General features: G+C 68.3%; 25 protein-coding genes. 19 read left to right on the forward strand and 6 right to left on the reverse strand.

What is annotated here, in order from left to right; genetic code table 11:
• Nucleotides 1-15: 15 nt before the first annotated feature.
• The 12 genes from ACSFBC_RS23555 to ACSFBC_RS23610 all read left to right on the forward strand — a co-directional run bounded on the left by ACSFBC_RS23555 (nt 16) and on the right by ACSFBC_RS23610 (nt 12,787).
• Nucleotides 16-1,569, forward strand: a complete 1,554-nt coding sequence (locus ACSFBC_RS23555; protein WP_435512757.1) for an ABC transporter ATP-binding protein — start codon at nt 16-18, stop codon at nt 1,567-1,569.
• Complete coding sequence (locus ACSFBC_RS23560) at nt 1,566-2,615, forward strand: ABC transporter permease (protein ID WP_435512758.1); 1,050 nt, start codon at nt 1,566-1,568, stop codon at nt 2,613-2,615. The genes ACSFBC_RS23555 and ACSFBC_RS23560 overlap by 4 nt, the downstream gene beginning before the upstream one ends.
• Nucleotides 2,612-3,514: an ABC transporter permease gene (locus ACSFBC_RS23565; protein WP_435512759.1), complete on the forward strand. Its 903-nt coding sequence runs from the start codon at nt 2,612-2,614 to the stop codon at nt 3,512-3,514. The genes ACSFBC_RS23560 and ACSFBC_RS23565 overlap by 4 nt, the downstream gene beginning before the upstream one ends.
• A 2-nt stretch (nt 3,515-3,516) precedes the next feature.
• A complete protein-coding gene (locus ACSFBC_RS23570) occupies nt 3,517-5,022 on the forward strand; it encodes an amidohydrolase family protein (RefSeq protein ID WP_435512760.1) in 1,506 nt (501 codons plus the stop codon).
• Nucleotides 5,023-5,429: 407 nt separating this feature from the next.
• Complete coding sequence (locus ACSFBC_RS23575; protein WP_435512761.1) at nt 5,430-6,461, forward strand: ABC transporter substrate-binding protein; 1,032 nt, start codon at nt 5,430-5,432, stop codon at nt 6,459-6,461.
• Nucleotides 6,462-6,465: 4 nt separating this feature from the next.
• Nucleotides 6,466-7,248 (forward strand): ABC transporter ATP-binding protein, encoded by a 783-nt coding sequence (locus ACSFBC_RS23580; RefSeq protein WP_435512762.1) that lies wholly within the window; start codon nt 6,466-6,468, stop codon nt 7,246-7,248.
• Between the two features lie 10 nt (nt 7,249-7,258).
• Complete coding sequence (locus tag ACSFBC_RS23585; protein WP_435512763.1) at nt 7,259-8,107, forward strand: ABC transporter permease; 849 nt, start codon at nt 7,259-7,261, stop codon at nt 8,105-8,107.
• Nucleotides 8,108-8,159: 52 nt separating this feature from the next.
• A complete protein-coding gene (locus ACSFBC_RS23590; RefSeq protein ID WP_435512764.1) occupies nt 8,160-9,542 on the forward strand; it encodes an FAD-dependent oxidoreductase in 1,383 nt (460 codons plus the stop codon).
• Nucleotides 9,539-10,702 carry a CaiB/BaiF CoA transferase family protein gene (locus ACSFBC_RS23595; RefSeq protein ID WP_435512765.1) on the forward strand — a complete coding sequence of 388 codons (1,164 nt, stop codon included), beginning with the start codon at nt 9,539-9,541 and terminating at the stop codon, nt 10,700-10,702. Before ACSFBC_RS23590 ends, ACSFBC_RS23595 begins: the two co-directional genes overlap by 4 nt.
• On the forward strand, nt 10,699-11,475 hold the full coding sequence (locus tag ACSFBC_RS23600) for an enoyl-CoA hydratase-related protein (protein WP_435512766.1): 777 nt from the start codon (nt 10,699-10,701) through the stop codon (nt 11,473-11,475). The genes ACSFBC_RS23595 and ACSFBC_RS23600 overlap by 4 nt, the downstream gene beginning before the upstream one ends.
• A gap of 19 nt (nt 11,476-11,494) precedes the next feature.
• On the forward strand, nt 11,495-11,827 hold the full coding sequence (gene fdxA / locus ACSFBC_RS23605) for a ferredoxin (protein ID WP_435512767.1): 333 nt from the start codon (nt 11,495-11,497) through the stop codon (nt 11,825-11,827).
• A gap of 45 nt (nt 11,828-11,872) precedes the next feature.
• On the forward strand, nt 11,873-12,787 hold the full coding sequence (locus tag ACSFBC_RS23610) for a LysR family transcriptional regulator (RefSeq protein WP_435512768.1): 915 nt from the start codon (nt 11,873-11,875) through the stop codon (nt 12,785-12,787).
• A gap of 168 nt (nt 12,788-12,955) precedes the next feature.
• Here ACSFBC_RS23610 and ACSFBC_RS23615 read toward each other — a convergent pair whose 3' ends face one another.
• The 5 genes from ACSFBC_RS23615 to ACSFBC_RS23635 form a co-directional block, all read right to left on the reverse strand.
• Nucleotides 12,956-13,231 (reverse strand): LysR family transcriptional regulator, encoded by a 276-nt coding sequence (locus tag ACSFBC_RS23615; RefSeq protein ID WP_435512769.1) that lies wholly within the window; start codon nt 13,229-13,231, stop codon nt 12,956-12,958.
• Between the two features lie 140 nt (nt 13,232-13,371).
• Entirely contained in the window at nt 13,372-14,172 is an 801-nt protein-coding gene (locus ACSFBC_RS23620; RefSeq protein WP_435512770.1) for an ABC transporter ATP-binding protein, read from the reverse strand.
• A 13-nt stretch (nt 14,173-14,185) separates the two neighbouring features.
• On the reverse strand, nt 14,186-15,214 hold the full coding sequence (locus ACSFBC_RS23625) for an ABC transporter substrate-binding protein (protein ID WP_435512771.1): 1,029 nt from the start codon (nt 15,212-15,214) through the stop codon (nt 14,186-14,188).
• Nucleotides 15,215-15,254: 40 nt separating this feature from the next.
• Nucleotides 15,255-16,043, reverse strand: coding sequence for an ABC transporter permease (locus tag ACSFBC_RS23630; protein ID WP_435512772.1), 789 nt, complete (start codon nt 16,041-16,043; stop codon nt 15,255-15,257).
• Complete coding sequence (locus ACSFBC_RS23635; RefSeq protein ID WP_435512773.1) at nt 16,033-17,466, reverse strand: NtaA/DmoA family FMN-dependent monooxygenase; 1,434 nt, start codon at nt 17,464-17,466, stop codon at nt 16,033-16,035. Before ACSFBC_RS23635 ends, ACSFBC_RS23630 begins: the two co-directional genes overlap by 11 nt.
• Before the next feature lie 399 nt (nt 17,467-17,865).
• Here ACSFBC_RS23635 and ACSFBC_RS23640 point away from each other — a divergent pair, with 399 nt between their 5' ends.
• The 7 genes from ACSFBC_RS23640 (at nt 17,866) to ACSFBC_RS23670 (ending at nt 25,256) form a co-directional block, all read left to right on the forward strand.
• Entirely contained in the window at nt 17,866-18,372 is a 507-nt protein-coding gene (locus tag ACSFBC_RS23640) for a sigma-70 family RNA polymerase sigma factor (RefSeq protein ID WP_435512774.1), read from the forward strand.
• 4 nt (nt 18,373-18,376) lie between these two features.
• Nucleotides 18,377-19,369, forward strand: coding sequence for a FecR domain-containing protein (locus tag ACSFBC_RS23645; protein WP_435512775.1), 993 nt, complete (start codon nt 18,377-18,379; stop codon nt 19,367-19,369).
• A 105-nt stretch (nt 19,370-19,474) separates the two neighbouring features.
• Nucleotides 19,475-21,964, forward strand: a complete 2,490-nt coding sequence (locus tag ACSFBC_RS23650; RefSeq protein WP_435512776.1) for a TonB-dependent siderophore receptor — start codon at nt 19,475-19,477, stop codon at nt 21,962-21,964.
• A 29-nt stretch (nt 21,965-21,993) separates the two neighbouring features.
• Entirely contained in the window at nt 21,994-22,449 is a 456-nt protein-coding gene (locus tag ACSFBC_RS23655; protein ID WP_435512777.1) for a hypothetical protein, read from the forward strand.
• 73 nt (nt 22,450-22,522) lie between these two features.
• Nucleotides 22,523-23,455 (forward strand): ABC transporter substrate-binding protein, encoded by a 933-nt coding sequence (locus tag ACSFBC_RS23660; protein WP_435512778.1) that lies wholly within the window; start codon nt 22,523-22,525, stop codon nt 23,453-23,455.
• Nucleotides 23,452-24,507, forward strand: a complete 1,056-nt coding sequence (locus tag ACSFBC_RS23665) for a FecCD family ABC transporter permease (protein WP_435512779.1) — start codon at nt 23,452-23,454, stop codon at nt 24,505-24,507. Before ACSFBC_RS23660 ends, ACSFBC_RS23665 begins: the two co-directional genes overlap by 4 nt.
• Nucleotides 24,501-25,256, forward strand: a complete 756-nt coding sequence (locus tag ACSFBC_RS23670) for an ABC transporter ATP-binding protein (RefSeq protein WP_435512780.1) — start codon at nt 24,501-24,503, stop codon at nt 25,254-25,256. Before ACSFBC_RS23665 ends, ACSFBC_RS23670 begins: the two co-directional genes overlap by 7 nt.
• Nucleotides 25,257-25,267: 11 nt before the next feature.
• On the opposite strand, the gene ACSFBC_RS23675 is transcribed toward ACSFBC_RS23670, so the two are convergent.
• Entirely contained in the window at nt 25,268-26,773 is a 1,506-nt protein-coding gene (locus ACSFBC_RS23675; RefSeq protein ID WP_435512781.1) for an aldehyde dehydrogenase, read from the reverse strand.
• Nucleotides 26,774-26,798 lie beyond the last annotated feature (25 nt).

Here is a 26,798-nt window from a genome sequence, read left to right on the forward strand (position 1 = left end):
TCTTCCGGCTGCAGCATGAACAGAACTTCTCCGAACGGCGAGGCCACCCGCCCGGGCGCCGCGCTGGTCCTCGATGGCGTCACGGTGCAGTACGACACCGTGAAGGCGCTCTCGAGTGTTTCCATCGCCTTCGAGGAAGGGCTGATTCATGCGGTGGTCGGCCAGAACGGCGCGGGCAAGACCACCTTTGCGCGCGTGTGCTCGGGGCTGGTCAAGCCCACGCACGGGCGCGTGCGCATCGGTGAACACGAAATCCGCACCGGCCAGGTAAGCGCCGCGCGCGCCGCCGGCGTGGAGCTGGTGCACCAGAGCTTTGCGTTGCCGGCTTCGTTCACCGTGGCGCAGGCCATGGAGTTCGGTTCCGACCGGCACCGCGGCCTGTTCACCTCGCGCCAGCTCGAGAAACGCTGGCAGTCGCACCTCGACGGACTGGGCCTTGCCGTAAGCCCGCGCGAGGTCATTCGCAACCTGCCGATCGAGACGCAGCAAGGCATCGAGATCGCACGCGCGCTGGTGACCGACGCCAAGGTCTTGATACTCGACGAGCCGACGGCCGTGCTCGCACCCGCCGGTGTGGAGACGCTGTTCGAGCGCATTCGCATCCTGAAGAAGCGCGGCGTGACCGTCGTGCTCATCCTGCACAAGATCCGCGAGATGATGGCCATCGCCGACACCGTGAGCGTGCTGCGCCGCGGCGAACACGTCATGGGGCCGGTGCCCTGCGCGACCATCAGCGCCGCCGACCTGAGCCAGTGGATCATGGGCGACGCCAAGGCCCCGCCGCCGGCGGGCAGCGAACCTGTCGCCCGAAAGCCCGACCTCAATGCCCCGACCGTCATGCGCATGCACGACCTGTCGACCCGGCCCGATGCCGAAGGCGCCGCGCTGGCCCATGTGAGCCTGGACATCCGCGCCGGAGAAATCATCGGCATCGCGGGCGTCGAAGGCAACGGCCAGCGCACACTGGTGCGCGCCATCGCCGCGCTGGCGGAAACCGCCGGCGGCACCATCGCCTTCGACGGCAAGGACCTGACGCACAGCGACCTCGCCACGCGCCGCGCGGCCGGCCTTCGCATCATTCCCTTCGAGCGCAACGTGGAAGGCCTCTCGTTGAACAGCAGCCTGTGGGAGAACTGGGCCATGGGCCGCCTGCTGAAAGACGGCCTGCTGTCGTTCGTGCGGCCGAAGAAGCTGCAGGCCGAATGCGACACCGCGCTCACGCAATGGGACGTGCGCTACGCCAGCTGCAGCCAGCCCGCGGGCTCGCTCTCTGGCGGCAATGCGCAGAAGGTGATCTTCGCGCGCGAGGTCGACGACAGCGCCCGCCTGATCATTGCAGCCCAACCCACGCGCGGCCTCGACATCGGCGCCACCGCCTATGTGTGGAAGGCGCTGCGCCAGGCGCGCGACCGGGGCGCCGCGATCATCCTGATTTCCTCCGACCTCGACGAACTCTTCGACATCAGCGACCGCGTGCTGGTCATGCTGCGCGGCCAGGTCGTCGGCGAATACAGCGCGCCCTACGACCTGCGACAGGTGGGCCAGGCGATGGTGGGAGCACACGCATGACGTCCAATACCCTTTCCATGGCGCGCATGCTGCCGGTGCTGCGCGTGCTGCTCTTCGTGTGCCTCGCGCTGCTGTTGTGTGCGCTCGCCTTCCTTTGCGCCGGGCTGCCGGTCGGCGAGCTGTTCACCGGCATCCTCGACGGTGCATTCCTGCGCGACGGCGCGGTGCACCAGGGCCTGCGCTGGGCCATGCCGCTGTTCATCACCGCGACGGGCGTGGCCATCGCGTTCCGTGCGGGCTTCTTCAATATCGGTGCGCAAGGGCAGTTCTACATCGGCTCGATCTTCGCGGCGTTCACGGCCGAATGGCTGTCGGGCGGACCGGCCTGGCTCGTCGTGTCGTGCTGCCTGCTCGCCGGCCTGCTGGGCGGCGCGCTGTGGGCCATGTGGCCGGGGCTGCTGCGGCTGCGCTCGGGCACCGACGAAGTCATCACCACGCTGATGGGCAACTTTCTGGCGGGCCTGCTGCTGGTGTACGTGACCTCGGGCCCGCTGAAAGACCCGACGGGCTCGGGCCAGCAAGCCTCCAGCCGGCCGATTGCCGATGCGTACCGCATCTCGGATTCGCTGGGCGTGTCGCCGCTCATCGTCGTCCTCACGCTGCTGGTGTTCGCGCTGTCGTGGCTGCTGGCCAACCGCACGGCGCTGGGCATCGTGGCCAACCTGGCGGGGCGCAACCCGACCATGGTGTCGTGGCAAGGCGCGCGCGTCGGGCGCATCGGGCTCTTCAGCTTCCTGGTCAGCGGTGCACTGGCGGGGCTGGCCGGCAGCATCGAGTTGCTCGGCCCCAACGGCCGGCTGGCCAGCGGCTTCCTCCCCGCGCACGGCTTCACCGCCATCCTGATCGCGCTGGTGGCGCAGCTGTCCATCGTGGGCACGGCCGTCTCGGCCCTGTTCTTCGGCGCGCTGGCCTCGGCGGCGCTGTACCTGCCGGTGATGGTCGGCCTGCCCGCGGCGGCCATCGAAGTCATCAACGCCACCATCGCCCTCTTCATCACGTCCCGCGCCAAGTGGCTGGACAAGCTCCTGACCCGAAAGCCGGCATGACAGACACCCTGGTTTCCATCCTGATTTCCGGCACGCCGCTGATCTACGTCACGCTGGCGGGGGTGCTGGCCCAGCGCGCGGGCGTCTGGAACCTGGGCCTCGAAGGGCTGATGATCATCGGCAGCTGCGCGCTGATCGTGGGCATCGTGCAGACCGAATCGTTCGTGCAGGCCATGCTGATCGCCATCGCGCTGTGCGTGCTGGCCTCGGCGTTGCTGTGGTACGTGGTCGAGAAGCTCAAGGCGAATCCGATCATCGCGGGGCTGGGTCTGACCGGGCTGGGGCTGGGCGGCACGTCGCTGGCCATCCAGGCGCTCTACGACAGCGAAGCCACGGTGACGGCGCCCTTCGGCATTCCCAAGCTGAACAGCCTGTTCGACGCAGACCTGGGCCCCTTCGGCAGCCTTTCGGTGTTCGTGCTGTTCATGCCGGTGGCCGTGTGGCTGGTGTGGCTGCTGCTGGAGCGCACCCGCCTGGGCCTGCAACTGTCGGCTTCGGGCGAGCATCCTTTCGCGGCGCGCAGCGTGGGCGTGAACCCCAGCCGCATGCGCCTGCTGGCTCTGGCACTTGGCGGCATCCTGTGCGCCATGGGCGGCGCGGAGCTGGCCGGCGGCAGCCTGCAGATCTTCTCGCAGAACATGACCGCGGGCCGTGGCTTCATGGCCTTCGCGGCCGTGATCTTCGGTGCCGGCAGCGCACTCGGCGCCACCGCCGCGGCGCTGTTCTTCGCGATCGTTTCGGCGCTGGGCATCCAGGCTCAGCTGATCTACGGCGGCGCGATATCGAATGACATGCTGCAGGCCCTGCCCTACATTGCGACCGTCTTCGGCGTGTGGCTCAGCACCAAGCTCCGCGGCGGGCTCGGCTCGATCCGCGGCACGGCGGAAATGCGCGATTGAACATGACGACCCCATCGAAGCCCCTCCTGATCCAGGGCGCGGAAGTCCTGAGCATGGCCCGGCGCCACGGCGAGCGGCCGGTGCGCGCAGACGTGCTGCTTCAGGGCGGCAAGATCGCCGCCATCGGCACCGGCCTTGCCGTGCCCGAATCGTGCGAAGTCATCGCGGGCCACGGCAAGCTGCTGATGCCCGGCCTCGTCAACGCGCACACCCATTCCAGCGAGACCTTCTTCAAGGGCCGCTACGAGCAGATGCCGCTGGAGACCTGGCTGCTGTACGCCTACACGTACATCTCGGGCGCGCCGATTCCCGACCGCCTGCTCTACCTGCGCACGCTGCTGCTGGCGATGCAGTCGCTGAAGAACGGCGTGACCACGCTGTGCGACGACTTCTTCGACCCGATGGCACACAGCACCGAGCGGCTCGGCATCGTCTTCCAGGCGTACCGCGATGCGGGCATTCGTGTGAACGTGTCCAGCGCCGTGCTCAACACGCCGGTGCTCGACTCCACGCCTTTCGGCCATGAGATTTTTCCGGCGCACCTGCGCAACCAGCTCACCTTCGGCGCGCCCACCACGGCGGCCGACTACACCGCCTATTGCCAGGAAGCCTTCCGGCAGTTCCACGGGCAGGCCGACGGCCGCCTGCGCTTCGCCATCACGCCGTCGGCGCCGCAGCGCTGCACCACCGACATGCTGCAGGCCTGCCACGCGCTGGCCGTCGAACACGGCGTGCCGCTGCACACCCACCTGCTCGAGACCAAGGTGCAGGCCGTGGCCGGCCAGATGTTCTACGGCAAGACCCTGCTGGCCCATATGCACGACATCGGCGTGCTGGACCGACACACCACGCTCGCGCATGCCATCTGGATCAACGACGATGACATCGCGCAGATGGGCGAAGCCGGTTGCTCGGTGGTGCACAACCCGCTGAGCAACCTCAAGCTGGGCTCGGGCCTGGCGCCCATTCGCAAACTGCTGGACGCGGGCGTGGCCATCGGGCTGGGCACCGACGGCCTGTCGTCCAACGACAGCGCGCGCGTGTTCGACCTGATCCGCTTTGCCGCGCTGATGCACAACACCGGCGGCACGCCACCGGCGCAATGGCTCAGCGCCATCGAGACGCTGCGCATGGCGACCATCGACGGCGCCCGCACCGCCATGCTCGCCGACATCACCGGTTCGCTCGAAATCGGCAAGGCCGCCGACCTGGTGATGCTCGACCTGGACAACGACAGCTTCCGGCCCAGGAACGACATCGTCAGGCAACTGGCCTATTGCGAAAGCGGCAGCGCGATCGAGCTGGTGGTGGTGGCCGGGAACGTCGTTTTCCGCGACGGCCAGCTCGCCACGGTGCGCGAGAAGGACGTGTGGGGCGAGTTGAACCAGCTCCTTCCCGCATACCTCGAAGAACACGGCCGCTGGGAAGTTGCCAACCGCGTGTTCGAGCCTTACTTCTCGGAAGTCATCCGGCGCTGCAAGGAAACCGACATCGGGCTGCAGCGCTAGCATTCTGGCGCAGACGCATCGGGTCACCTCGCAGGGCTGCAGCAGCGCAATGCCGGTTTCCGCGTCGCAGGCCACACGCAGCGCGAAGCCTTCGCGCGAGCTCACCGGCACCGGGATCGGCGCCGCGCCGATACGGCCGTTCGAGGGCACGACGCACCCCTGAACGCACGCCTCGGGACCTATCGTTTTCCCGATGCTGGTGCACGCCTGTGCGCCACGCGCACCACGGTGTCATTGGCGGTGCGCAAGGAGAGCTATTTTTTAGTTCACCCGTTGCGAAAAACGGTGCTTGGTGCGCTCACGCCGCACTCCTAGCATTCGCCTCGCTGGCCCTCGGCGTCTCGCACCAGGGCCGGCCCACACGCCGAATGACTCCACCTCAGCGCATCGAAGAAAAGGAATCCACCATGGCCAATCTCCGCGACCCCGGTCGCCGAAGTCTCCTCAAGACCTCCCTCATCGCCGGCGGACTTTCCGCGGGTGGCCTGTTGTCGGTCGATGCCTTCGCGCAAGGCAAGGCGCGCGTCAACATGCAGCTGGGCTGGATCGTCGGGGTCAACCAGATCGGCGAAGTGGTCGCGAAGCGCATGGGCTTCTACGAGCAGGAAGGCATCGACTTCGCGATCCAGCCGGGCGGCCCCAACATCGACGGTGTGGCCATCATCGCGTCGGGCCGCTACGAAGTGGGACAGGTGTCGTCGAGCCCTTCGATCATGCTGGCGGTGTCGCAGGGCCTGCCGATCAAGTGCTTCGCGGCGGGCGCGCAGAAACACCCGTACACCTACTTTTCGCTGGCCAAGAACCCGGTGCGCAAGCCGGCCGACCTCATCGGCAAGCGCGTGGGCATTCCGTCGACCGCGGCCATCCTGCTGCGCGCGCTGCTGGCCAAGAACAAGATCCCCGAGAAAGACGTGAAGGTGATCTCCGTCGGCGCCGACATGACGCCGCTGCTCACCGGGCAGGTCGATGTGGTCACGGGCTGGCTCACCAGCACCACCGCCATCAAGGTGCTCGGCCCCGACCGCGTCGAGATGACGCTGTGGGACGCCGGCGTGCGGCTCTACGCGCTGCCTTACTACGCGTCGACCAAGACGCTGGAAACGCAGCCGAAGATCATCGAGGCCTTCCTGCGCGCCACCGCCAAGGGCTGGCAGCATGTGCGCGCCAACCGCGACCAGGCGGTGGACATGCTGGTCAAGGAGTACCCCAACCTCAAGCGCGAGGACGAGCGCGTCGCGGTCGACGTGATGCTCGACTATTCCTTCGGCGGTGCCGCGCAGACCCAGGGCTGGGGCGCGATGGACCCGGCCGTGTGGCAGGAGCAGATCACCACCTATTCGGAGCTGGGCCAGTTCACCGCGCGCACGCCGAAGGTCGAGGACGTGATCTCGCTCGATGCGCTGAAGGCCACCGCGGCCGCCCGCGTGGTGAAGGCCTGACGCGATGGCTGCCGTTCTCAACGCGCCACCGGCGATTGCCTGCCGCGACATCGGCGTGCGCTTCTTCACCGAGCGCCGCGACGTCACCGCCATCGGAAGCCTCGACCTCGACGTGGCGCAAGGCGAGTTTTTGACGCTGCTCGGCCCGTCGGGTTGCGGCAAGTCGACCTTTCTTCGCGTGGTGGCAGACCTGCTGCAGCCCAGCCGCGGCCGCATCGAGGTGCTGTCTTCCACACCGCAGGCCGCGCGCAAGAACCGCGACATCGGCTTCGTCTTTCAGGACGCGGCGCTGCTGCCCTGGCGCACGGCGCTGCAGAACGTCGAGCTGCCGTTGCAGGTCGGCGGTGGCGCCAGCCGCAAGGGCCGCCGCTCGCCGCGCGAACTGCTCGACCTGGTGGGCCTGAAAGACCGCCTGGGCGCGTTCCCGCACGAGATGTCGGGCGGCCAGCGCCAGCGCGTATCGATTGCGCGCGCGCTTGCGAGCGACCCGAAGATCCTGCTGATGGACGAGCCCTTCGGCGCGCTCGACGAGATCACGCGCGACCGGCTCAACGAAGAGATCCTGCGCGTGTGGCGCGAGACCGGCGTGACGATTCTGTTCGTCACCCACAGCATCCACGAGGCGGCCTTTCTGGGCCAGCGCGTGCTGATGCTCGCCGCCAACCCAGGCCGCGTGCGCGAGATCGTGCCCGTCGAGCTGCCGGCCGACCGCACGCTCGAGATGCGCGAGACCCCCGAATTCGTTCGCCTCACGAGCCATTTGCGCCGTGTGCTGGAAACCTGCTGAGGCCGATGCCATGAACACCCGCTCCCTCGATTCCGGCGTGACCGGCGCCTTTGCCGCACCGGCCGATCCCGAATACCTTGCCTGGGCCGCCGCGCGCCAGCGCCGCCTGTGGCGCCGCCGCATATTGCCGGCGCTCGGCATCGTCGGCCTGGTCTTCCTGTGGTGGGCTGTGATCGTCGTGTTCGACGTCAAGGCCTTCATTGCGCCCACACCCTGGGCCGTGCTGGAGACGCTGTACGCCAAGCGCGAGGTGCTGCTCGACAACCTGCTGCCCACGGCGATGGAGGCCGCCGGCGGCTTCGTGCTGGGCAACCTCGCGGCCATTGCCATTGCGACCGTCTTCGTGCACAACAAGACGCTGCAGGACATCTTCTTTCCGGTGGTGCTGATGTTCAACGCCGTGCCGCTGGTGGCCAAGGCGCCGGTGCTGGTGCTGATCATGGGCAACGGCATGGAGCCGAAGATCACCATTGCCGCGCTGGTCTGCTTCTTCCCCACGCTGGTGAACATGGTGCGCGGGCTGGAGTCCGTCAACCCGCAGGCGATGGAACTGATGCGCGTGCTGTCGGCCAGCAAGACCGAGATCTTCTTCCGGTTGCGTTTGCTCAATGCATTGCCGTACCTGTTCTCGGCCCTGCGCATCGCGGCGTCGATGTGCGTCATCGGCGCGGTGGTGGGCGAGTGGGTGGGTGCCACGGTCGGCATCGGCGCCATGATCCTGCAGGCCACCTTCAACTTCGATTCGCCGCTGCTCTACGCCGCGATCGTCATGAGCGCCACGCTCTCGGGCCTGTTCTTCCTGCTGGTGACGCTGGCCGAGCGCTGGGTCATCCGCTGGCAACCGGAAGCCGCCCCGTGATGCACAGGGCGCATTTCAAACACTCATCTCAACACATCAACAGGAGAGTTCTATGAGCCGTATTGGCGACTGGATGCAGGAACCCGCGCACGACGTGCGCGTGGCAGCCGAATCGGACGTGGTGGTGGTCGGTGGCGGCCCCGCGGGGCAGGCCGCGGCCCTGGCCGCCGCGCGCAACGGCGCCAGCGTGACGCTGCTGGAGCGTTACAACCACCTGGGCGGCCTGGCCTCGGGCGGTATGGTGCTGGTGCTGGACGACATGTGGGACAGCCACCAGCAGGAAATTTCGGTGCGCGGCATCTGCCTTGAGATGATCGAGCGCATGTCGGCACTGGGATTGGCCGAGTACCCGCGTCAGCAGGACTGGGGCTCGCTGCCCGAGTCGGTGCGGCGCTGGAAACGCTGGGGCACCTACGACTTCCACAGCAAGGAAAAGCCGCACCCGATCTGCTTTGCCGCCGCATTCGATCCCGATGCGTGGAAACGCACCTCGCTCGAGATGGTGCAGCAGGCCGGCATCGAGTTGCGCCTGCATTCGTGGTTCTCGCGCACGCTGGTCGAAGACGGCAAGGTCAAGGGCGTGGTCTGCGAAACCAAGGGCGGGCGCGAAGCCATCCTGGGCAAGGTGGTGATCGACACCACCGGCGACCTCGACGTGGCCGCCTCGGCCGGCGCGCCGCACATCAGCGGCAGCTACATCGTGACCACCGTGTTCCGCCTCGGCGCGGTCGACACCGACGAGGCCGAGCGCTTCGAGCGCGAAGAGCCCGTGGCCTGGCAGGCGCTGGACCGCGAGATCAAGCACATGCTCGGTGGCGCCTGGGAAGCCTGGTGGCTCAAGACGCCTCTCCCCGGCGTGGTGTGGTGCAACTGCCCGCACATGCCGGGGCTCGACGGCCTGAAGGTGAGCGACCTCACACGCGCCGAAGTGCAGGGCCGCGCCACCATCCACAAGGTGATCGAGTTCGTGCGCGCCAGGCTGCCGGGCTTCTCGAAGTGCACCTTGATCGACATGGCGCCGCAGACCGGCATTCGCCAGACCCGCCTGCTCGAAGGCACCTACGTGATGACCAAGGAAGACGTGGCCCAGCGCACCCGCTTCGACGACAGCGTGGCGCGCGGCCGCGACTACTACTACCCGTATCGCACGCTGCTGCCGCGCAGCGTCGAGAACCTGCTGGTGGCCGGCCGCCATTACTCGGCCACCTCGGCCGCGCAGAAGATCTCGCGCGAGATCCCGCCCTGCATGGCGATGGGCGAGGCCACGGGCACTGCCGCGGCGCTGGCCTTGAACGCCGGCGTGTCGGTGCGCGATGTCGATGTGTCGAAGCTGCAGAAGACATTGCGCGCGCAGGGCGCCGACCCGGGCGACCAGAAGGGGCCGAACGCCGACGTGCCCGCCATCGCGCGTTCGTTCGCCAAGGAGGCCGCATGAGCACCGGTGCATTGCCGCTGGACGGCATCCGCGTGATCGACTTCACGCAGGTCATGATGGGACCGGTCTGCACACAGATGCTGGCCGACCACGGCGCCGACGTCATCAAGATCGAGCGCAAGGGCGCGGGCGACCTGAGCCGCTCGACCTTCGCGCCGGTGGCCGGGAACGACAACCCGATCTTCTGCAGCCTGAACCGCAACAAGCGCAGCGTCGAGATCGACCTGCGCGATGCGGAGCAGATGGAACTGGTGAAGGCGCTGATTGCCGGTGCCGACGTGGTCACCAACAACTTCCGCGCCGGCGTGATGGAGCGGCTGGGCCTGGGCTACGAAGACTGCAAGCGCCTGAACCCGCGCATCGTCTACGCGGTGGGCACCGGCTTCGGCGAGACCGGCCCCTATGCCCACAAGGGCGGGCAGGACGTGCTGGCGCAGGCGCTCACCGGCGTGATGGCGCGCCGCGCCGACGCCTCGGTCCCGGTGTCGATCTACCCGACCGCGCTGGCCGACTACACGGCGGGCATGCACATGGTGCAAGGCATCCTGCTGGCGCTGCTGCAGCGCGAACGCACGGGCGAAGGCCAGAAGATTGCGGTGTCGCTCTACAACTCCATGCTCGCGATGCAGATGCAGGAAGCGGCCATGGTCATGATGGAAGACTCCGAGGTGAACTGGGCCGCGATGCCGCTGTCGGGCGTGTTCGACACGCAGACCGGGCCGCTGGTGCTGGTGGGCGCCTTCAAGGCCAACCCGCTGCGCGACATCTGCACGGCGCTGGGCATCGACGACCTGTCGGCCGATGCGCGCTTCTCGGGCATGGCGGCGCAGTTCGCCCACAAGGCGGCGCTGCATGCGATCTTCCGCGAGCGCTTTGCCAGCAACACGCGCGACCACTGGCTGCAAAAGCTCGAAGAGCAAGACCTGCTGTCGGCCCCCGTGCGCGACATGCGCGAGGCATTGGTCGATCCGCAGACGCTGCACAACGCGATGATTCTCGAAGGCGATGCGTCGTCGAGCCGTCCACTCAAGTTCATCGCCAGCCCGATCCAGATGTCGGGCGCCAAGGCCGGCCTGCGGCGCGAACCGCCGAAGCTCGGGCAGCACACCGACGAAGTGCTGGCCGAGGCCCGCGCGCTGATCGAGGAGGCCGACGCATGAGTGTTCTCTATGACGTCGTCGACCATGTCGCAACGGTCACCATCGACCGGCCCGAAGTGCTCAATGCGGTCGACCTGCCGACCGAGGCCGAGCTGCAGCGCATCTGGGCCGACATCGAAGCGCGCGACGACATCCGCGCGGTGGTGCTCACCGGCGCGGGCGAGCGCTCGTTCTGCGCGGGCGCCGACCTGAAGAACACCTCGAACCTCAAGGGCGTCGCGTATTGGGCCGCGGCCCGCACCGGCGGCTTCGGTGGCATCGCGCTGCGCGAGACGCTCGACGTGCCGGTGATCGCGCGCGTCAACGGCCTGGCGCTCGGCGGCGGCTTCGAGATGGTCCTGGGCTGCGACATCGTGGTGGCCTGCGAAGAAGCCAGCTTCGGCCTGCCCGAGCCGCTGGTGGGCCGCCTGCCGCTGGACGGCGGCATGCTGCTGCTGCAGCGGCAGATTCCGTACCGCCAGGCCATGGGCATGATGCTCACCGGCCAGCGCGTGAAGGCGCAGCGCGCGCTCGAGATGGGGCTGGTCAACGAGGTGGTGCCACGCGCCGAGCTCGACACCGCCGTCGACCGCTGGGTGCAGCAGATGCTGGCCTGCGCGCCGCTGTCGCTCAAGGCCATCAAGCAGGTGGTGCGGCGCACCGGCACGCTGGCGCCGGCCGACGCGCACCGCATGCGGCTGCCGGCGCTGGTGGCCGCGCTGCAGTCAGAAGACGCCGACGAAGGCGTGCTGGCGTTCCAGCAGAAACGCAAGCCGCAGTGGCTGGGCCGCTAGGCGCCCGGCCTTCCATGCCATGCCCCACGTCATTACCGGCGCCTGCATCGACATCAAGGACGGCGCCTGCGTCAAGTGCTGTCCGGTGGACTGCATCTACGAAGGCGAGCGCACTCTGTACATTCACCCGGATGAATGCATCGACTGTGGCGTTTGCGTGTCCGCCTGCCCCACCCAGGCCATCTACGAAGACCTTCGGCTGCCGCCCGAAATGGAACACTTCACGGCCATCAACCGCGAGTTCTTCGCGGCCAACGTCAGCGGGCTCGGCTCGCCCGGCGGCGCCGACGCCAAGCGCGTGGCCTGCGACCACCCCGGCATCGCCCTGGAGATCGCGCGGCTGGCCGGCTGAGCCCGAACTGGCTTCTGAACTTGCTCCGCTCGGGAGGACCGGCTGATGCACGCCAGCATCCTCAAGTACTTCATCGAGGTCGCGAGCTGCGGCTCGGTGCGCAAGGCCTCCGAGCGCCTGTACGTGGCGGCCAGTGCCGTCAACCGGCAGATCCACAAGCTGGAAGACGAGCTGGGCGTGGAACTGTTCGACCGCATGCCCAACGGCCTGCGGCTCAACGCGGCCGGCGAGCGTCTGCTCAAGCACGCGCAGGAAACACTGCACCAGTACCAGGTGATGCGCACCGAGCTCGATGCGCTGAAAGGCGAGCGCACCGGCCACGTCAAGGTGGCGGCCATGGACTCGTTCTTCGAGGAACTGCTGCCGTCGGCGGTGGAAGACTTTCTGCAGGTGTTCCCGGCCGTCACGTACACCATCACCGCGGTGCAGCCGATGGACGTCCCGCAGATGGTGATGTCGGGGCAGGTCGACGTGGGCATGACCTTCGTGAGCCGGCTGCCGGGCGGCGTGGCCGCGGTGGCGCTGGCCAAGCTGCCGATCGGCGTGGTGATGCCGCCAGGCCATCCGCTGGCCAACCACACCACCGTGTCGCTGAAGGAGTGCGCGCGCTACCCATTTCTGCGCTCCAGTTCGCACCCGGTCATCAGCGCCGGGCTGTCGCCCGAGTTCGCGGCGTTCTGGGACGACATGGAGCCGGCGGCCACCTGCAATTCGACGCCGATGCTCAAGCGGCTGATCATGGCGGGCAAGGGCATCTCGTGCTTCTCGAAGATCGCGTTCATCGAAGACCTGAGGCGCGGCGACCTGATCTGGCGGCCCTTCGCGCTGCCCGCGCTCGACCAGTTGCAGGTCGGCATCGTGGTGCCGTCGCAGCGCGTGCTGCCGCATGTCACGCAGAATTTTGTCGGCCGCATGGCGCGGCGCCTGACCCAGCTGGAGATTGCCGCTGCCGCGGTGTGAACGGTGGTCACGCGCCGTCATCTGAAGGAAGACCGGGCCAGGCACATCGCGCTCACCGCGGACCGCATCTGACCCAGGCGTCACCCACTGCCCTTGGCCTCGATCATCACGCAAGCCAAAGCACGCATGCAGCGGCCCGCGCACCCGCACGGACGGCGCACTGACCGGTCAGACCGCCGATGCGCCATGCGCATCGAGCTCCGACTGGATGCGCCTGGCCAGGTCCACCAGCGCCACGCTGCGCTTGAGCAGGTGACGGCCGGCGTCGGTGACGAACACCACGCGCGTGCTCCGATGCAGCAGTTGAACGCCGACCTGCGCCTCAAGCTCGGTGATGTATTTGCTGACGGTGGATTTCGACAGATCCATGGCCGATGCAGCGCGCGTCAGATTGCCATGGCGCGCCACTTCGCGCAGCGCCTCGACCAGCTCAATGCTGAACACGGTGCGCGCGCAAGACAGGTCGGAGGGACAACGATGGCGTCCGGCGCGTGGCCTGGACGAAGGATGACGAAAGATGCACGGGAACGGCCGCAGGAACGAAAGCCTGAACGATAGGCTGGGCCGTGCGCGCCGTGAACGAATCAATCCGCGTTTGCATATGTGGCCACGGCCGCCGCTTCGATCGATGCATGCGAAGGCGCGATGCCATGGATCGCCTGGTACACCTCGGCTTCGATCTCGATCAGCGCCTTCTGCCCGCGCAGCCGTGCGCGCGGTACCGCCACATCGAAGACGCGGTGGATGCGCCCCGGCCGCGGCGACATCAGCACCACGCGGTCGGCCAGGAACACCGCCTCGCCCACGTCGTGCGTCACGAAGACGATGGTGCGCCGCTCGCGCTCCCACAGGCGCAGCAGGTCTTCCTGCAGCGCGATGCGCGTGAGGTGGTCGACCGCGCCGAAGGGCTCGTCCATCAGCAGCACCTCGGGGTCGTTGGCCAGTGCGCGCGCAATGCCCGCGCGCTGGCGCATGCCGCCCGAGAGCTGATGCGGGTAGGCGTCCTCGAAGCCGGCGAGGCCCACGCGCGCCAGGCTGGCGACCGCACGCGCACGGCGTTCGCGGCGGCCCAGGCCACGCAGCTCGGGACCGAAGGCCACGTTCTGCGCAATGGTGCGCCACGGGAACAGCGCCGGGTCCTGGAACACCAGGCCACGGCGCGGGTCGGGTCCCGCGATGGGCTGGCCGTCGAACAGCGCCCTGCCGGTGCTGGGGCGCTCCAGGCCCGCCAGGAGGTCGAGCAGCGTGCTCTTGCCGCAGCCGCTCGCGCCCAGAAGGCAGACGAACTCGCCGGCGCGCACGCGCAGGTTCACGTCTTCGAGCGCGGTGACGGGCACCGCGCCCGCGAAGACCTTGCCCAGCGATTCGAGTACGAACTCCGCCATGGATGCCGCGCGCTCAGGGCGCCGGGCTCTTGGGGATGAACGCGAGGTTCACGAACTTCGCGGCGTCGTAGAGCTCCTTCTGGAAGCCGAGCGCCAGCTGGATCCTCTGCGTTTCCTGCACTTCCTCGAGCGACACCTTGGGGTCGTTGGCCCAGATCGGCAGCTCGCGCTGCACGGCCGCATCGGCCACCTTCGGGTCCACGCCCAACCGCTTCGCATAGAAAGCCTTGTACTCGTCGAGGTGGGCCTTGGCGTACTCGTTCGACCTGAAATACGCGCGCAGGAACTTCTCGATGCCTCGAGGGGAATTCGCGATGAACTGGTTGTTGGCCACGATCACGCCGGTGTGGAAGCGCGGCAGGTAGTCGTGGCCGGCCGCCAGCACCTTGCCCTTGCCGGTGGCCTCGGCCAGCGAGGCGAAGGGCTCGTGGAGGATGGTGGCGCTGACCGAGCCGTTCTCCACCGTGGCGAGCGCGGCGGCGTTCACGCCGTTGGCGACGAAGGACACGCTGTCCAGCGGCACGCCCTCCTTCGACAAGATGGTTCGCGCGTACACGTCCAGGCCGGTGCCGAAGGCCGCCGACCCTACCGTCTTTCCCTTGAGCGCGGCGACCGACGCCACGTCGGGTGCGCCCACCAGATAGAACGGGCCGACATGGCGAAACATCGACGCGACGATGCTCAGCGGTACGCCCTTGCCGGCCGCGACGATCGCGCCGGTGGTGTTCCAGTCGGCGATGTCGATGTCGCCGCTGGCCAGGCCCGAGACCGCGTCCTGCGTGTTGATGAACTCGAGCGCCAGGCCTTCGTCCTTGAAGAAGCCCTTCTCGATGCCGAGCTGCACGCCCAGGCCGGTGACACCCGGATAGCCGGCGTAGCGCAGCTTCTGCGGCACGGCCTCGGCAGCGGCGGCTGCGACGGGCGCCTTCGCCTCGGGCTCGGAGCGCGAGCACGCGGCCAGGATGGCGATGCCGATGCCGACGACAGCCAGGTGGGCCCAGCGGATTCGGCGAGGGAGAGCGGTGAAAGTGGTGGAAGTCATGGATCTGTCGAACAGGGAGAAGGAAAGAATGCACAGGGCCTCAGGCGGGCCGCCAGCGCAGGAACAGCAAGCGCTCCAGCAGGTCGAGCGCGGCGACCATGGCCACCGCCAGCGCGGTGACCAGCAAGATCAGCGCGAAGGTCTCGGCCGTGTCGAGCGAAGCCGTCGAGCGTGTGATGAGGTTGCCCAGCCCTTCCTTGGAGGAGAGCATCTCGGCGAACAGCGCGCCCACGAGCCCCGCCGAGGCCGAGACGCGCAGCGCCGCGAAGAGGGTCGGCACGGCGGAAGGCAGGATCACCTTCCAGACGGTCTGCAGCGTCGAGGCCCGGAACGCGCGCGCCACCTTCAGGTGTTCGCGGCGCGTCTGCTTGATGCCGGCGATGGTGCTGTAGAGGATCTGGAACACCGAGAACAGGAAGACGATGGCCACCTTGTGGCTGAAGCCGATGCCCAGCCACAACGCGAGCAGCGGCACGATCGCCACCTTGGGCACCGACATCAGCGCCGCCATGAAGGGTTGAGCGAAGCGCTCCGCCGACGGCGTGAGCACCAGCAGCACGCCGAATCCGATGCCCGCGACCACCGCCGCCGCATAGCCCACGGCGAACTCCGCCAGCGTGACGCCGGTGTGATGCAGCAGCTGGCCGTGCGTGAGCATTGGCACGAAGCGCTCGAAGATGGCCGTGGGCAGCGGCAGGTAGAGCGCACTCACCGCCCCGGCACGCACCACGCCTTCCCAGATCCCCAGCAGCGCCAGCGCGGTCGCCACCTGTGCCAGCACGATGCCCCAGCCCCTGAAGCCCGGCTTCGTCGTCGACTCAGACCACACGGTGGTGCGTTTCGGTGATGCGGCCGAACTCGGCGTCCGCGGTGCGCATGCCTTCGAAGCGGTTGACCGGCTTGCCGACGTGGCCGAAGTGCGCGCCGAAGGTGCTGCCGATGTAGTCCTCGCGGAACAGGCCGCGCGCGCGCAGGAGCGGCAGCACCAGTTCGACGAAATCGTCCAGCCCCGCGGGCAGGTGCGGCGGGCAGATGTTGAAGCCGTCGGCCGCACCGTTCTCGAACCAGTGCTGGATGGTGTCTGCCACCTCCTCCGCGCTGCCGATGGCCAGGAAGTGCCCGCGGCCGCGCGCGATCGCGTATTCGAAGACATGGCGCACCGTGGGTGCATCGGTGCGGTTGAGCTTGCGCGCCTGCGTGATGAACAGCCGGGCCAGGGCGAAGGCCGGATCGGCTTCGTCGAAGGCCGGGAACAGGTCGTCGCCCGACAGGCCGGTCAGCGGCACGCGCAGGTCCCGCTCGAGCGCAGCGGTGTCGAGCCTGGCGGCGATCAGCGCACTCAGCCGCTGGTAGAGCGCATAGGCCTCCTCGCTGGTACGGCCGATGTAGGGCACCAGCCCTGGCAGCACCGACACGTCGTCGGCCGCGCGGCCGCCGGCCACCGCGCCGGCCTTGATCTCGCTGTAGAAGCCCTGTGCCGCCTCGAACGTCGGTACGCCGGCGAACACCACCGTCGAGCGCGCCGCGCCGAAGGCGCGCGAGCGCGGCGAGGTGCCCGCGTTCACCAGCGGGATCTGGCCTTGCGGCGGCCGCGCGATGTTGAGCGGCCCCTTGACCTGGAAGAAGCTGCCCTCGTGCTCGATGGCATGCAGTTTCGCGGGGTCGACCAGCAGGCCGGCCTCCTGGTCGCCGACCAGCGCATCGTCTTCCCACGAGTCCCAGAGCCGCGAGACCACGTCCACCAGTTCCTCCGCACAGTCGTAGCGGCGGCTGTTGTCCCAGTGGTGGTCGCGGCTGAAGTTTTTCGCGGCGCGCTCGTCGGCACCGGTGACCACGTTCCACGCGAGCCGGCCGCCGCTCAGGTGGTCGAGCGACGCGGTCTGCCGGGCGATGTGGTATGGGTCGGCGTAGGTGGTATTGGCCGTGGCGATCAGGCCGATGCGCTGGGTGTGCGCTGCCACATAGCCCAGCATGGTGAAGGGCTCCAGCCGCACGGTCTGCGACGGAAACACGTACTGCTGCTCGGCGCTGGTGGCCAGCGCGTCGCCGAGGAAGAAGAAATCGAACTTGGCGTCTTCGGCCTTGCGTGCGATCGACGCAATGAAGGCCGGATCGTGGGAGGCCTTCGGGTCCACACCGGCCAGGCGCCAGGCGCCGGGGTGGTAGCCGATGGAGAACAGGAAGATGCCGAAGTGAAGCTGGCGCCGCGGCGCGGACGGCCGCGTGGCGGGGGAAGAGGAAGGGTTGGGCATCCGAAGGCGGCGCGGGCGGAGCCGGCGCTAGGAAAAACCACCGAGTCTGGCGGTGCTGCACGCCGCCGGAAATCACGATTTCGCGTTTGCTTATGCGGATTTCTTGCTTGCGACCGTGGCGCTGCGCCTCGCTTGCAGATGCAGATGCAAAGGTCCACACCGCATCGCCATCGGCGAACTCCGTGCGTTGGCTGCGAGGCGATGCGGTGAAGCATCGTCGCGCTGACCCAGCTGAAGGCGACAGTCTCCTCCTCGAACCGCAGTGCCGATTTCCGCAGTTTCTGCTTGTGAGACGCTGTCCACATGCTCGACAAAGATGAAACGACGCCCGTGTTCTGATCTTAAAATGAGAATCGTTCAATACCCTTTTCCAGGGCGCACCGTCCCTGGAACGTCTTCGTGCCCACCGCCGACCACGCCTTCTCCGCCGAACTCCATGCGCTCTACAGCCATCACCATGGCTGGCTGTACACGTGGCTGCGCAAGAAGCTCGGCAACGGCTGCGATGCGGCCGACCTGGCGCAGGACACCTTCCTCCGCGTCCTGATCGGCCAGAAGTTCAGCGCACTGGGCAGCGAGCCACGTGCGTTGCTGACGCACATCGCCAAGGGCCTCGTCGTCGACCACTGGCGCCGCCAGGACGTGGAACGCGCCTATCTCGACAGCCTGGCCGCGATGCCGGCGGACATGGCACCGTCGCCCGAGACCTGCATGCAGATCCTCCAGGCCCTGCAGCGCATCGAGGTCATGCTCCGCGCGTTGCCCGAAAAGACTCGCGCCATGTTCTTCCAGGCCCAGTTCGACGGGCTGACCTATGCCGAGATCGCGACGCTGCACGACACCTCGCTGATCACCGTGAAGCGCCATATGCGCAAGGCCTTCGCGGCCTGCCTCGCGGCCGCATGAAACGATGAGCCAGGGGCCCTTGCCCAAGGCGGACGATGCCGGTGCCGCCGAGCTGCTCGACGAAGCGGCTGACTGGATGGTCCGGCTGCGGTCTGGCAGCCTGAGCGCGCATTCGCAGCGCCAGTTCGAGCAATGGCGCAACCGCAGCCCTGCGCACGCCGAAGCCTGGGCGCGCGCCGAAAGGGTGCTGGGCACCTTCGACATCGTGCCCCGCAACGTCGGCAGCCAGACCATGAAGCGGCTGGCCGGGCCGGGGCGCCGCCAAGCCTTGCGCGCACTGGGCGCCGTGGCCGTCGCGGCCCCCGTCGCCTGGCTCGCGTGGCGCGATCCGAGCGCCAGCACCTGGATCGCGAGCTGGCGTGCGGACCTGCGCACCGCGGCCGGCGAGCAGCGGACGGTCACGCTGAAGGACGGCACCCGCCTCGTGCTCAACACCGCCAGCGCGGTCGATGTCGCGTTCAGCAGCACCGAGCGCCGGCTGCATCTGCGCCAGGGCGAGATGCTGGTCACGACGTCGCACCAGGACCCGTCATCGGTCGACCGGCCTTTCGTCGTGCAGACGGCGCAAGGCGAGGTGCGCGCACTGGGCACGCGCTTCTCGGTGCGAACGGAAAACGAGGGCACGCGCGTCATGCTGTTCGAAGGCGCGCTGCAGATCCAGACTGCACAGGGCGAGCAATCGCTGCTGCTGCGCGCCGGCGAGCAGACGCTGTTCAGCGCCATGGCCATCGAGCCGCCGCGCACCGCGTCGCCGGCCGCTTCGCTCTGGGCGCAAGGCATGCTGGTGGCGAGTGAGATGCGGCTGGGCGACTTCGCGGCGGAACTGGGGCGCTACCGCGCGGGCGTCCTGCGCTGCCATCCCGATGCGGCGAACCTGCGCGTCTCGGGTGCGTTCCCGCTCAAGGACACGGACGCCAGCCTGCAACTGCTGCAGAAGACCTTGCCGGTGCGCATCTCGACCCTGACGCGCTACTGGGTCGTGATCGAGCCGCGGTGAGTATTTTTCACGGAGGGTGATACTTTTTCCCGTTTCGTACGGTGTACCGGATGAAAGCGCCTCGGCGCGCCAGACATGCGTTCACCTGCGAAAGGACTCTTCTCGATGGTCTCCGGCCTTTTTGCTCGCTCGACCGAGCCTGCCTCCCGCCCCCCGCACACCGTCGTTCCCGCGCGCTTCCGACCGCTGGGCGTCGCGCGCTCCATGCGCTGGACGCTGGCCGGCCTCGGGCTCGCCCTGGCCGCACCGCTCACGGCCGTTCACGCCGCAGAACCGGCCACCGCCGGGTCACGGCGCGCCTATGCGATCGAGCCCGGCCCGCTAGGCAACGCATTGGCGCAGTTCGCGGGCATCGCGGGCGTGCCGCTGTCTTTCGATCCCACGCCGCTGGCGGCCCTCCGCAGCCCGGGTCTGCGCGGAAGCTTCACCGTGCAGGATGGCTTCGCACGGCTGCTGCGCGACTCGGGCTACGAGCTGGTCGAGACCGGCAACGGCGGCTTTTCACTGCGGCCCTCGCCCGCGGTGAAGGACGGGGATTCGGCCACGCTGCAGACCGTGACCGTCACCGCGACCGAGCCAATGCCCAGCGAGTTGCCCCGCGCCTACGCCGGCGGGCAGATGGCGCGTGGTGGCCGGCTGGGTCTGCTGGGCAATGCGGACATCATGAGTTCCCCGTTCAGCACCAGCAGCTTCACCTCGGAAACCATGACGAACCGACAGGCGGCGACGTTGCCCGAAGTGCTCAACAAGGACTCTTCGGTGCGCTTCACAGGCCAGCTCGGCGGCGTCACGGATTCCTTCTATATCCGCGGCCTGCCGATCGGCGAGGGCAACCTCAGCGAAGTGGCCTTCGACGGCGTGTACGGCGTGGCACCCAACTACCACGTGTTCACCGAATACGCGGAGCGCGTCGAGGTGGTCAAGGGGCCGGCCGCCCTGCTCTACGGCATGTCGCCCAACGGCGGCGTGGGCGGTGTCATCAACATCGTGCCCAAGCGCGCACTGCCCGAGGATCTGAGCCGGGTCTCGCTCGACTACGGCAGCGGTACGCAAGTGGGCGAACACGTCGACCTGAGCCGGCGCTTCGGTGCCAACCGCGAATGGGGCGTCCGCTTCAACGGCGTGCACCGCGAAGGCGACACGCCGCTCGACAACCAGCGTTCGAGCACCGACATCGGCGCCCTGTCGCTCGACTATCAGGGCGAGCGCCTGCGCGCATCGCTCGACTTCCTGTCGCAAACCGAGAAAGTCGATGCGCCCACACGGCCCTTTCTCGTGGCGGCAGGGCTCCAAGTGCCCGATGCGCCCGACGGCCGACGCAACATCTCGCAGCCCTGGGGCTGGTGGAAATCGGACGGGCAGTCCGCGCTGCTGCGGGCCGAATACGACCTGAGCGACAAGCTCACGCTGTTCGCCAACGCCGGCGGCTCGACGGTCGACATCAAGCGCCTGTCCGACCAGACCCCCACCCTGCTCAACGCTTCGGGCCTGACAACCTCCACGCCCACCCACTACAAGTTCAGGGTCGACCGACAAACCGTTGACGCAGGCCTGCGCGGGCACTTCGAGACCGGCGCCGTCAAGCACGCGCTGAGCTTCCAGGTCAGCAGCTACGAGGACCGCGTGGCACAGGCCAACAACGCCGGCACGGCGATGCTGACAAACATCTATGCGCCGGTCGACCGCCCGTTCCAGGGCCTTCCGCAGCCGTTGCGCACGCCCAAGGTCTCGGCCTCGCGGCTGTCTGGCGTGGCACTGGCCGACACGCTGAGCATCCTCGAAGACCGCCTGCAGTTCACGTTCGGCCTGCGCCACCAGCAGGTCGAGTCCAACAACTACAGCGCGAACACCGGCGCCGTGACCGCCCGCTACGACCAGAGCGCGGTCACGCCACTGGCCGGCGTCGTCTACAAACCATCGCGGGGCGTGTCGATCTACGCCAACTACATCGAGGGCCTGAGCAAGGGCGACACCGCCCCCACCACCGCGTCGAATGCGGGCGAGATCTTCTCCCCCTACAGATCGAAGCAGCACGAGGTCGGCGTGAAGTTCGACCTCGGCGACGTCCTGGCCACGGCGAGCGCATTCCAGGTCAGCAAGCCCAGCGGCCAGCTCACCGGCACCGTCTACGCGGCCGACAGCGAGCAGCGCAACCGCGGGCTCGAGTTCAACGTGTTCGGTGAACCCGTGAAAGGACTGCGCCTGACCGGCGGTCTCACGTTGCTCGACGGAAAACTCACACAGACCAACAGCAGCACCACGCTCGGCAACCGCCCCGTCGGCGTGCCTGCGGCGATGGCCAACCTCGGCGCCGACTGGGACGTGCCGGGCGTCAGTGGCCTGTCGCTGAACGCCAGCATCACCTACACCGCCAAGGCGTACGTCAACCAGGCCAACACCCAGTCGATCCCGGCCTGGACGACGCTGGACGTCGGCGCCCGCTACGCGACCCGCATCGCCGGGCGAGCGACCACCTTCCGCGGCACGCTGGTGAACGCCACCGACCACGCCTACTGGTCAGGCGTGGCGTCGTACGGAACGATCTCGCAAGGCATCCCGCGCACCTTCATGCTGTCGGCCTCGGTGGACTTCTAGGCCGTGGCCCCACCGGCAGGACCTGCGCCATGACCCGAACCAAGCTGTATCTGGGCGCGGCCGTGGCCGCGGCCATCGCCGTGACCATCGCCACACTGCCATGGCGCGTGCCGCGGCCGGACGAGCCCGTCCCGGCCGTGCCCGCCGATGCCCGCAGCCGGACCACCGTGACCGACCTGTTGGGCCGAAAGGTCGAGCTGGGCCTGCCGGTGCGGCGCATGATGCTGGGGCCTGTTCACACTATTTCCGGGGTCGCGAAGGCCTGCCATGACGGGCCAATCAAGGCGCGTGACGCCGCGCGTGCTGAAGCACGCGCAAGGAACGCAACGCCGAGTGGCCCGTCATGGCAGGCCTTCCCGAAGGGTTGGCTGAGCCAGGGGCCGTCTGCGGCGTTGCCCGCGCTTGCAAGGCTTCAGCCTTGCTGCGCGCGTGCGCCTTGCATCCAGCCCCTGGCTCAACCAACGCGATCCCCGGAAATAGTGTGAACAGGCCCTAGGCGAAGGCCGCCAGCTCTACCTGCTCGCCGCGCTGGACACCGAAGACCCGATCGGGCGCGTCGTGGGTTGGCGCAAGGACCTGATTCAGTCCGACCCCGACACCTACGCCGCCTACCTGCGCAAGTTCCCGCGCATCGCCGAACTGCCGCAGTTCGGAGGCTTCGAGGACGGCACCTTCGACCTCGAGCTCGCGATCTCGCTGAAGCCCGACGTCATCCTCATGAACATCGAGTCGGAGCGCGCCACCGAGGACGCACGCTACGCGCAGCGGCTGCAGGCGGTCGGCATTCCGATCGTGTACGTCGACTTCCGGCACTACCCGGTGGAGAACACCGAGCCCACCATCCGACTGCTGGGCCAGCTGATGGGCAAGGACGCGCGCGCGCAGGCGTTCATCGATTTCCGCCAGGCGCAGATCCGGCGCGTGACCGACGTCATCCAGGCCGCCGCGCCGCCGCGGCCGCGCGTCTTCATCGAGCGGATCGGCGGCTACACCGAAGACTGCTGCCTGAGCTTCGGCAACGAGAACTTCGGCAAGTTCTTGGAGATGGCGGGCGGCCTCAACCTCGCCGGAAAGATCATCCGCGGCACTTTCGGCCAACTGAACCCCGAGCAGGTGCTCGCGTCCGATCCCGAACAGGTGATCGTCACCAGTGCCAACTGGGAGGCCTTCGTGCCCAAGGGTCCGTGGATCGGCGTCGGTCCGGGTGCCGACCTGGACGAGGCCACGCGAAAGCTGCGCGGCTTCACGCGGCGCGCCGCCTACGCGGGCACCACCGCACAACGCAAGGGCGCCTTCCACGCCATCTGGCACCAGTTCTACAACAGCCCCTACGACTTCGTCGCCATCCAGCAGCTCGCGCGCTGGCTGCATCCGGACCTGTTCGCCGACCTCGACGCCGACGCGACCTTCCGCGAGTTCCATCGGCGCTTCCTGCCCGTCGACTACGCGCCCGGCTACTTCGTTACCCTGCCGCGGGAGCCCGCGCCGTGAGCACCGCGACGCCACCCGCACTCGGTGCGACCTACCGCGGGCTCGTGCGGCGCAAGCGCTGGATCCTTGCGACGCTGTCCGGCCTGCTGCTGCTCAGCTTCGTGCTCGACATGGCCACGGGACCGGCACGCTACGACCTGGCCTCGGTGGCGCTCGCGCTGCTGTGGCCCGACGGCGCGCCGGTGCAACTGCGCGTGGTGCTGTGGGACATCCGCATGCCCATCGCCGCGATGGCCGTGGTGGCCGGCGCCGCGCTGTCGCTCGCGGGCGCGCAGATGCAGACCATCCTCAACAACCCGCTGGCCAGCCCGTTCACGCTGGGCATCTCGGCCGCGGCGAGCTTCGGTGCCGCGCTGGGGCTGGCCTTCGGCGTCAAGCTGTTCCCGCTGCTTGCGGACTACGTGGTGCCGGCCAACGCCTTCGTCATGGCGATGCTGTCGGCGGTGCTGATCCACCTCGTGAGCACACGGCGCAACGTGGGCTCCGAGACGATCGTGCTGCTCGGCATCGCGCTGGTCTTCACCTTCAATGCGTTGCTGGCACTGGTGCAGTACTTCGCCACCGAACAGGCGGTGGCCGCGGTGGTGTTCTGGACCATGGGCAGCCTCGGCCGCGCGACCTGGCCCAAGGTCGGCGCGGTGCTGGTCCTGCTGCTGGTGATGCTGCCGCTGTTCGTGCGGCGCGCCTGGTCGCTCACGGCCATGCGGCTGGGCGACGACAAGGCGGCGAGCATGGGGGTCGACGTGCGGCGCCTGCGGCTCGAATCGCTCGTGATGGTGAGCCTGCTGGCCGCGCTCCCGGTGTCGTTCATCGGCGTGATCGGCTTCGTCGGCCTGGTCGGGCCGCACATCGCGCGCATGCTGCTGGGCGAGGACCAGCGCTACTTCCTGCCGGGCTCGCTGCTGGCCGGCGCACTCATGCTGTCGGCAAGTTCGGTCGTGAGCAAGACGCTGGTGCCGGGCGCGATCTTTCCGATCGGCGTCGTCACCTCGCTCGTCGGCGTGCCGTTCTTCATCTCGCTCATCCTGCGTTCGAAGGGCCGCGCATGGTGACGCTGCAGCTCGACGACGTCGGCGCCGCGTATGCCGGCCAGCCGATCCTGAACGGCGTCAGCACGCCACGCTTCGAAGCCGGCGAGGTCGTCGCGCTGATCGGACCCAACGCCGCGGGCAAGTCGACCCTGTTCCGCCGCGTCGCCGGGCTGCTCGCCGGGCCGGGCGTCGTGCGCTTCGGTGCGGCCTCCCAAGGCCAGGCCGGTGTCTGCTACATGCCGCAGGACGGCACGGTCACGGCACGGCTCACGGCCTATGAAAGCATCCTGCTGGCGTGCAAGCAGCAGCAACAGGGCTGGACGGTGCGACCGGCCGATCTCGTGCGCATCGATGCGGTGATGGCCGGGCTCGACATCGAAGCGCTGGCCTTCAGGACGCTCGACGAGATGAGCGGCGGCCAGCGCCAGCTCGTGTCGATCGCACAGGTGCTGGTGCGCGACCCGGACATCCTGCTGATGGACGAGCCGACCAGCGCACTCGACATGCGCCGCCAGGTGCAGGTGCTCTCGCTGCTGCAGGCGCTCGCGCGCCAGCGCGGCAAGATCGTCGTCGTCGCCCTGCACGACCTGAACCAGGCGCTGCAGTTCGCTGACCAGGTCGTGGTGCTCGCCCGCGGCCGCGCACTGCACAGCGGGCGTTGCGAGGAAGTGATCACACCCGCGATGCTGCGCGATGTCTACCAGGTCGATGCGCGGGTCGAACGATGCTCGCGCGGCGGCGCGCGGGTCATCGTCGACGGCGTGGCATAGCCCCGCGGCGGTCAAGCCGCGGGCCTGAGCCGAATCCAGGTCGTCTTGAGCTCGCAGTACTGGTCGTGCGCGTAGATCGACTTGTCGCGGCCGCCGAAGCCCGATTGCTTGAAGCCGCCGAAAGGCGTCGACAGATCGCCCTCGCCGAAGCAGTTCACCGTGACCGTGCCTGCATCGAGCTGCGCGGCCACGCGGTGCGCGGTGTCGAGGTTGTCGGTCCACAGCGAGGCGGCCAGGCCGTAGGGACTGTCGTTGGCCATGCGGATCGCTTCGTCGACCGATTCGTAGCTGATGATCGCCAGCACCGGCCCGAAAATCTCCTCGCGCGCCACCGCCGCATCCGGCGAGACGCCGTCGAAGATGGTCGGCTCGACGAACCAGCCGCCGGACTCGCTCAATGCGGCCCGGCCGCCGCAGACCAGGCGGCAGCCCTGCGCCTGCGCGCGCTCGATGTGGCCCATGACCGTGTCGAACTGCCGTGCATCGATGAGCGCGCCGAGCTTGACCTCGGGGTCGAGCGGGTCGCCGAGCTTCCACTGGCCCAGCACGCACAGGATCTTCTCGAGCAGCGCATCCTTGCGCGACGCATGCACATACAGGCGCGAGCCGGCACTGCAGTTCTCTCCCATGTTCCAGAAGGCGGCGTTCACCGCGTGCTGCGCCACCGTGTCGAGGTCCGCCACATCGGGCAGCACGAGTTGCGGGTTTTTGCCGCCGCACTCCATGATGACGCGCTTGAGATTGGACTGCGCGGCGTACTCGAGGAAGCGGCGCCCCGTCTGCGTCGAGCCGGTGAAGGCCACGAGGCCCACGTGACGGTGGCGGCCCAGGGCTTCGCCCACCGGCATGCCGAAGCCCGTGACGACGTTGAACACGCCGGCCGGAACACCCACTTCGAAGGCCAGCTCGGCGATACGCAAGGTCGAGAGCGAGGAATGCTCGGACGGCTTCACCACCAGGCTGTTGCCGCTGGCCAACGCGGGGCCGAGCTTCCATGCCAGCATCTGCGCGGGGAAGTTCCACGGCAGCACTGCGGCGACCACGCCGATGGGCTCGCGCGTGATCATCGCCACCGCGTCGCGGCCGGTCGGCGCCAGCGCGTCATAGCGCTTGTCGCAGGCCTCCGCGTGCCAGCGGATGCAGGCCGAGGTCTCGGGGATGTCGGTGCCCATGCACTCGCCGATGGGCTTGCCGGCTTCCAGCGCCTCGAGCAGCGCCAACTCCTCGCAGTGCGCGTCGATGGCCGCGGCCAGGCGCAGCAGCACCGCCTTGCGCTGCGCGGGGGCGAGCCCCGACCAGGCGCCGCCCTGGAAGGCGGCGCGCGCCGAGGCCACGGCCGCGTCGACGTCCCGTACATCGCAGCGCGCAATCTCGGCCAGGGGCTTTCCGGTCGCCGGATTGAGCGATGTGAAGGTCTCGCCCGACAGCGAGGGGCCACGTTGTCCGTGGATGAAGGCGCGACCGTCCAGTCGCGCGGTGGACGCCCTGCGGCGCCATTCTTCGTGAGCAATGGTCATGAGCGAAGGATTGAACCGAGCCCGG

The organism is Variovorax frigidus (genome assembly GCF_051216515.1).
GTDB lineage: Bacteria > Pseudomonadota > Gammaproteobacteria > Burkholderiales > Burkholderiaceae_C > Variovorax.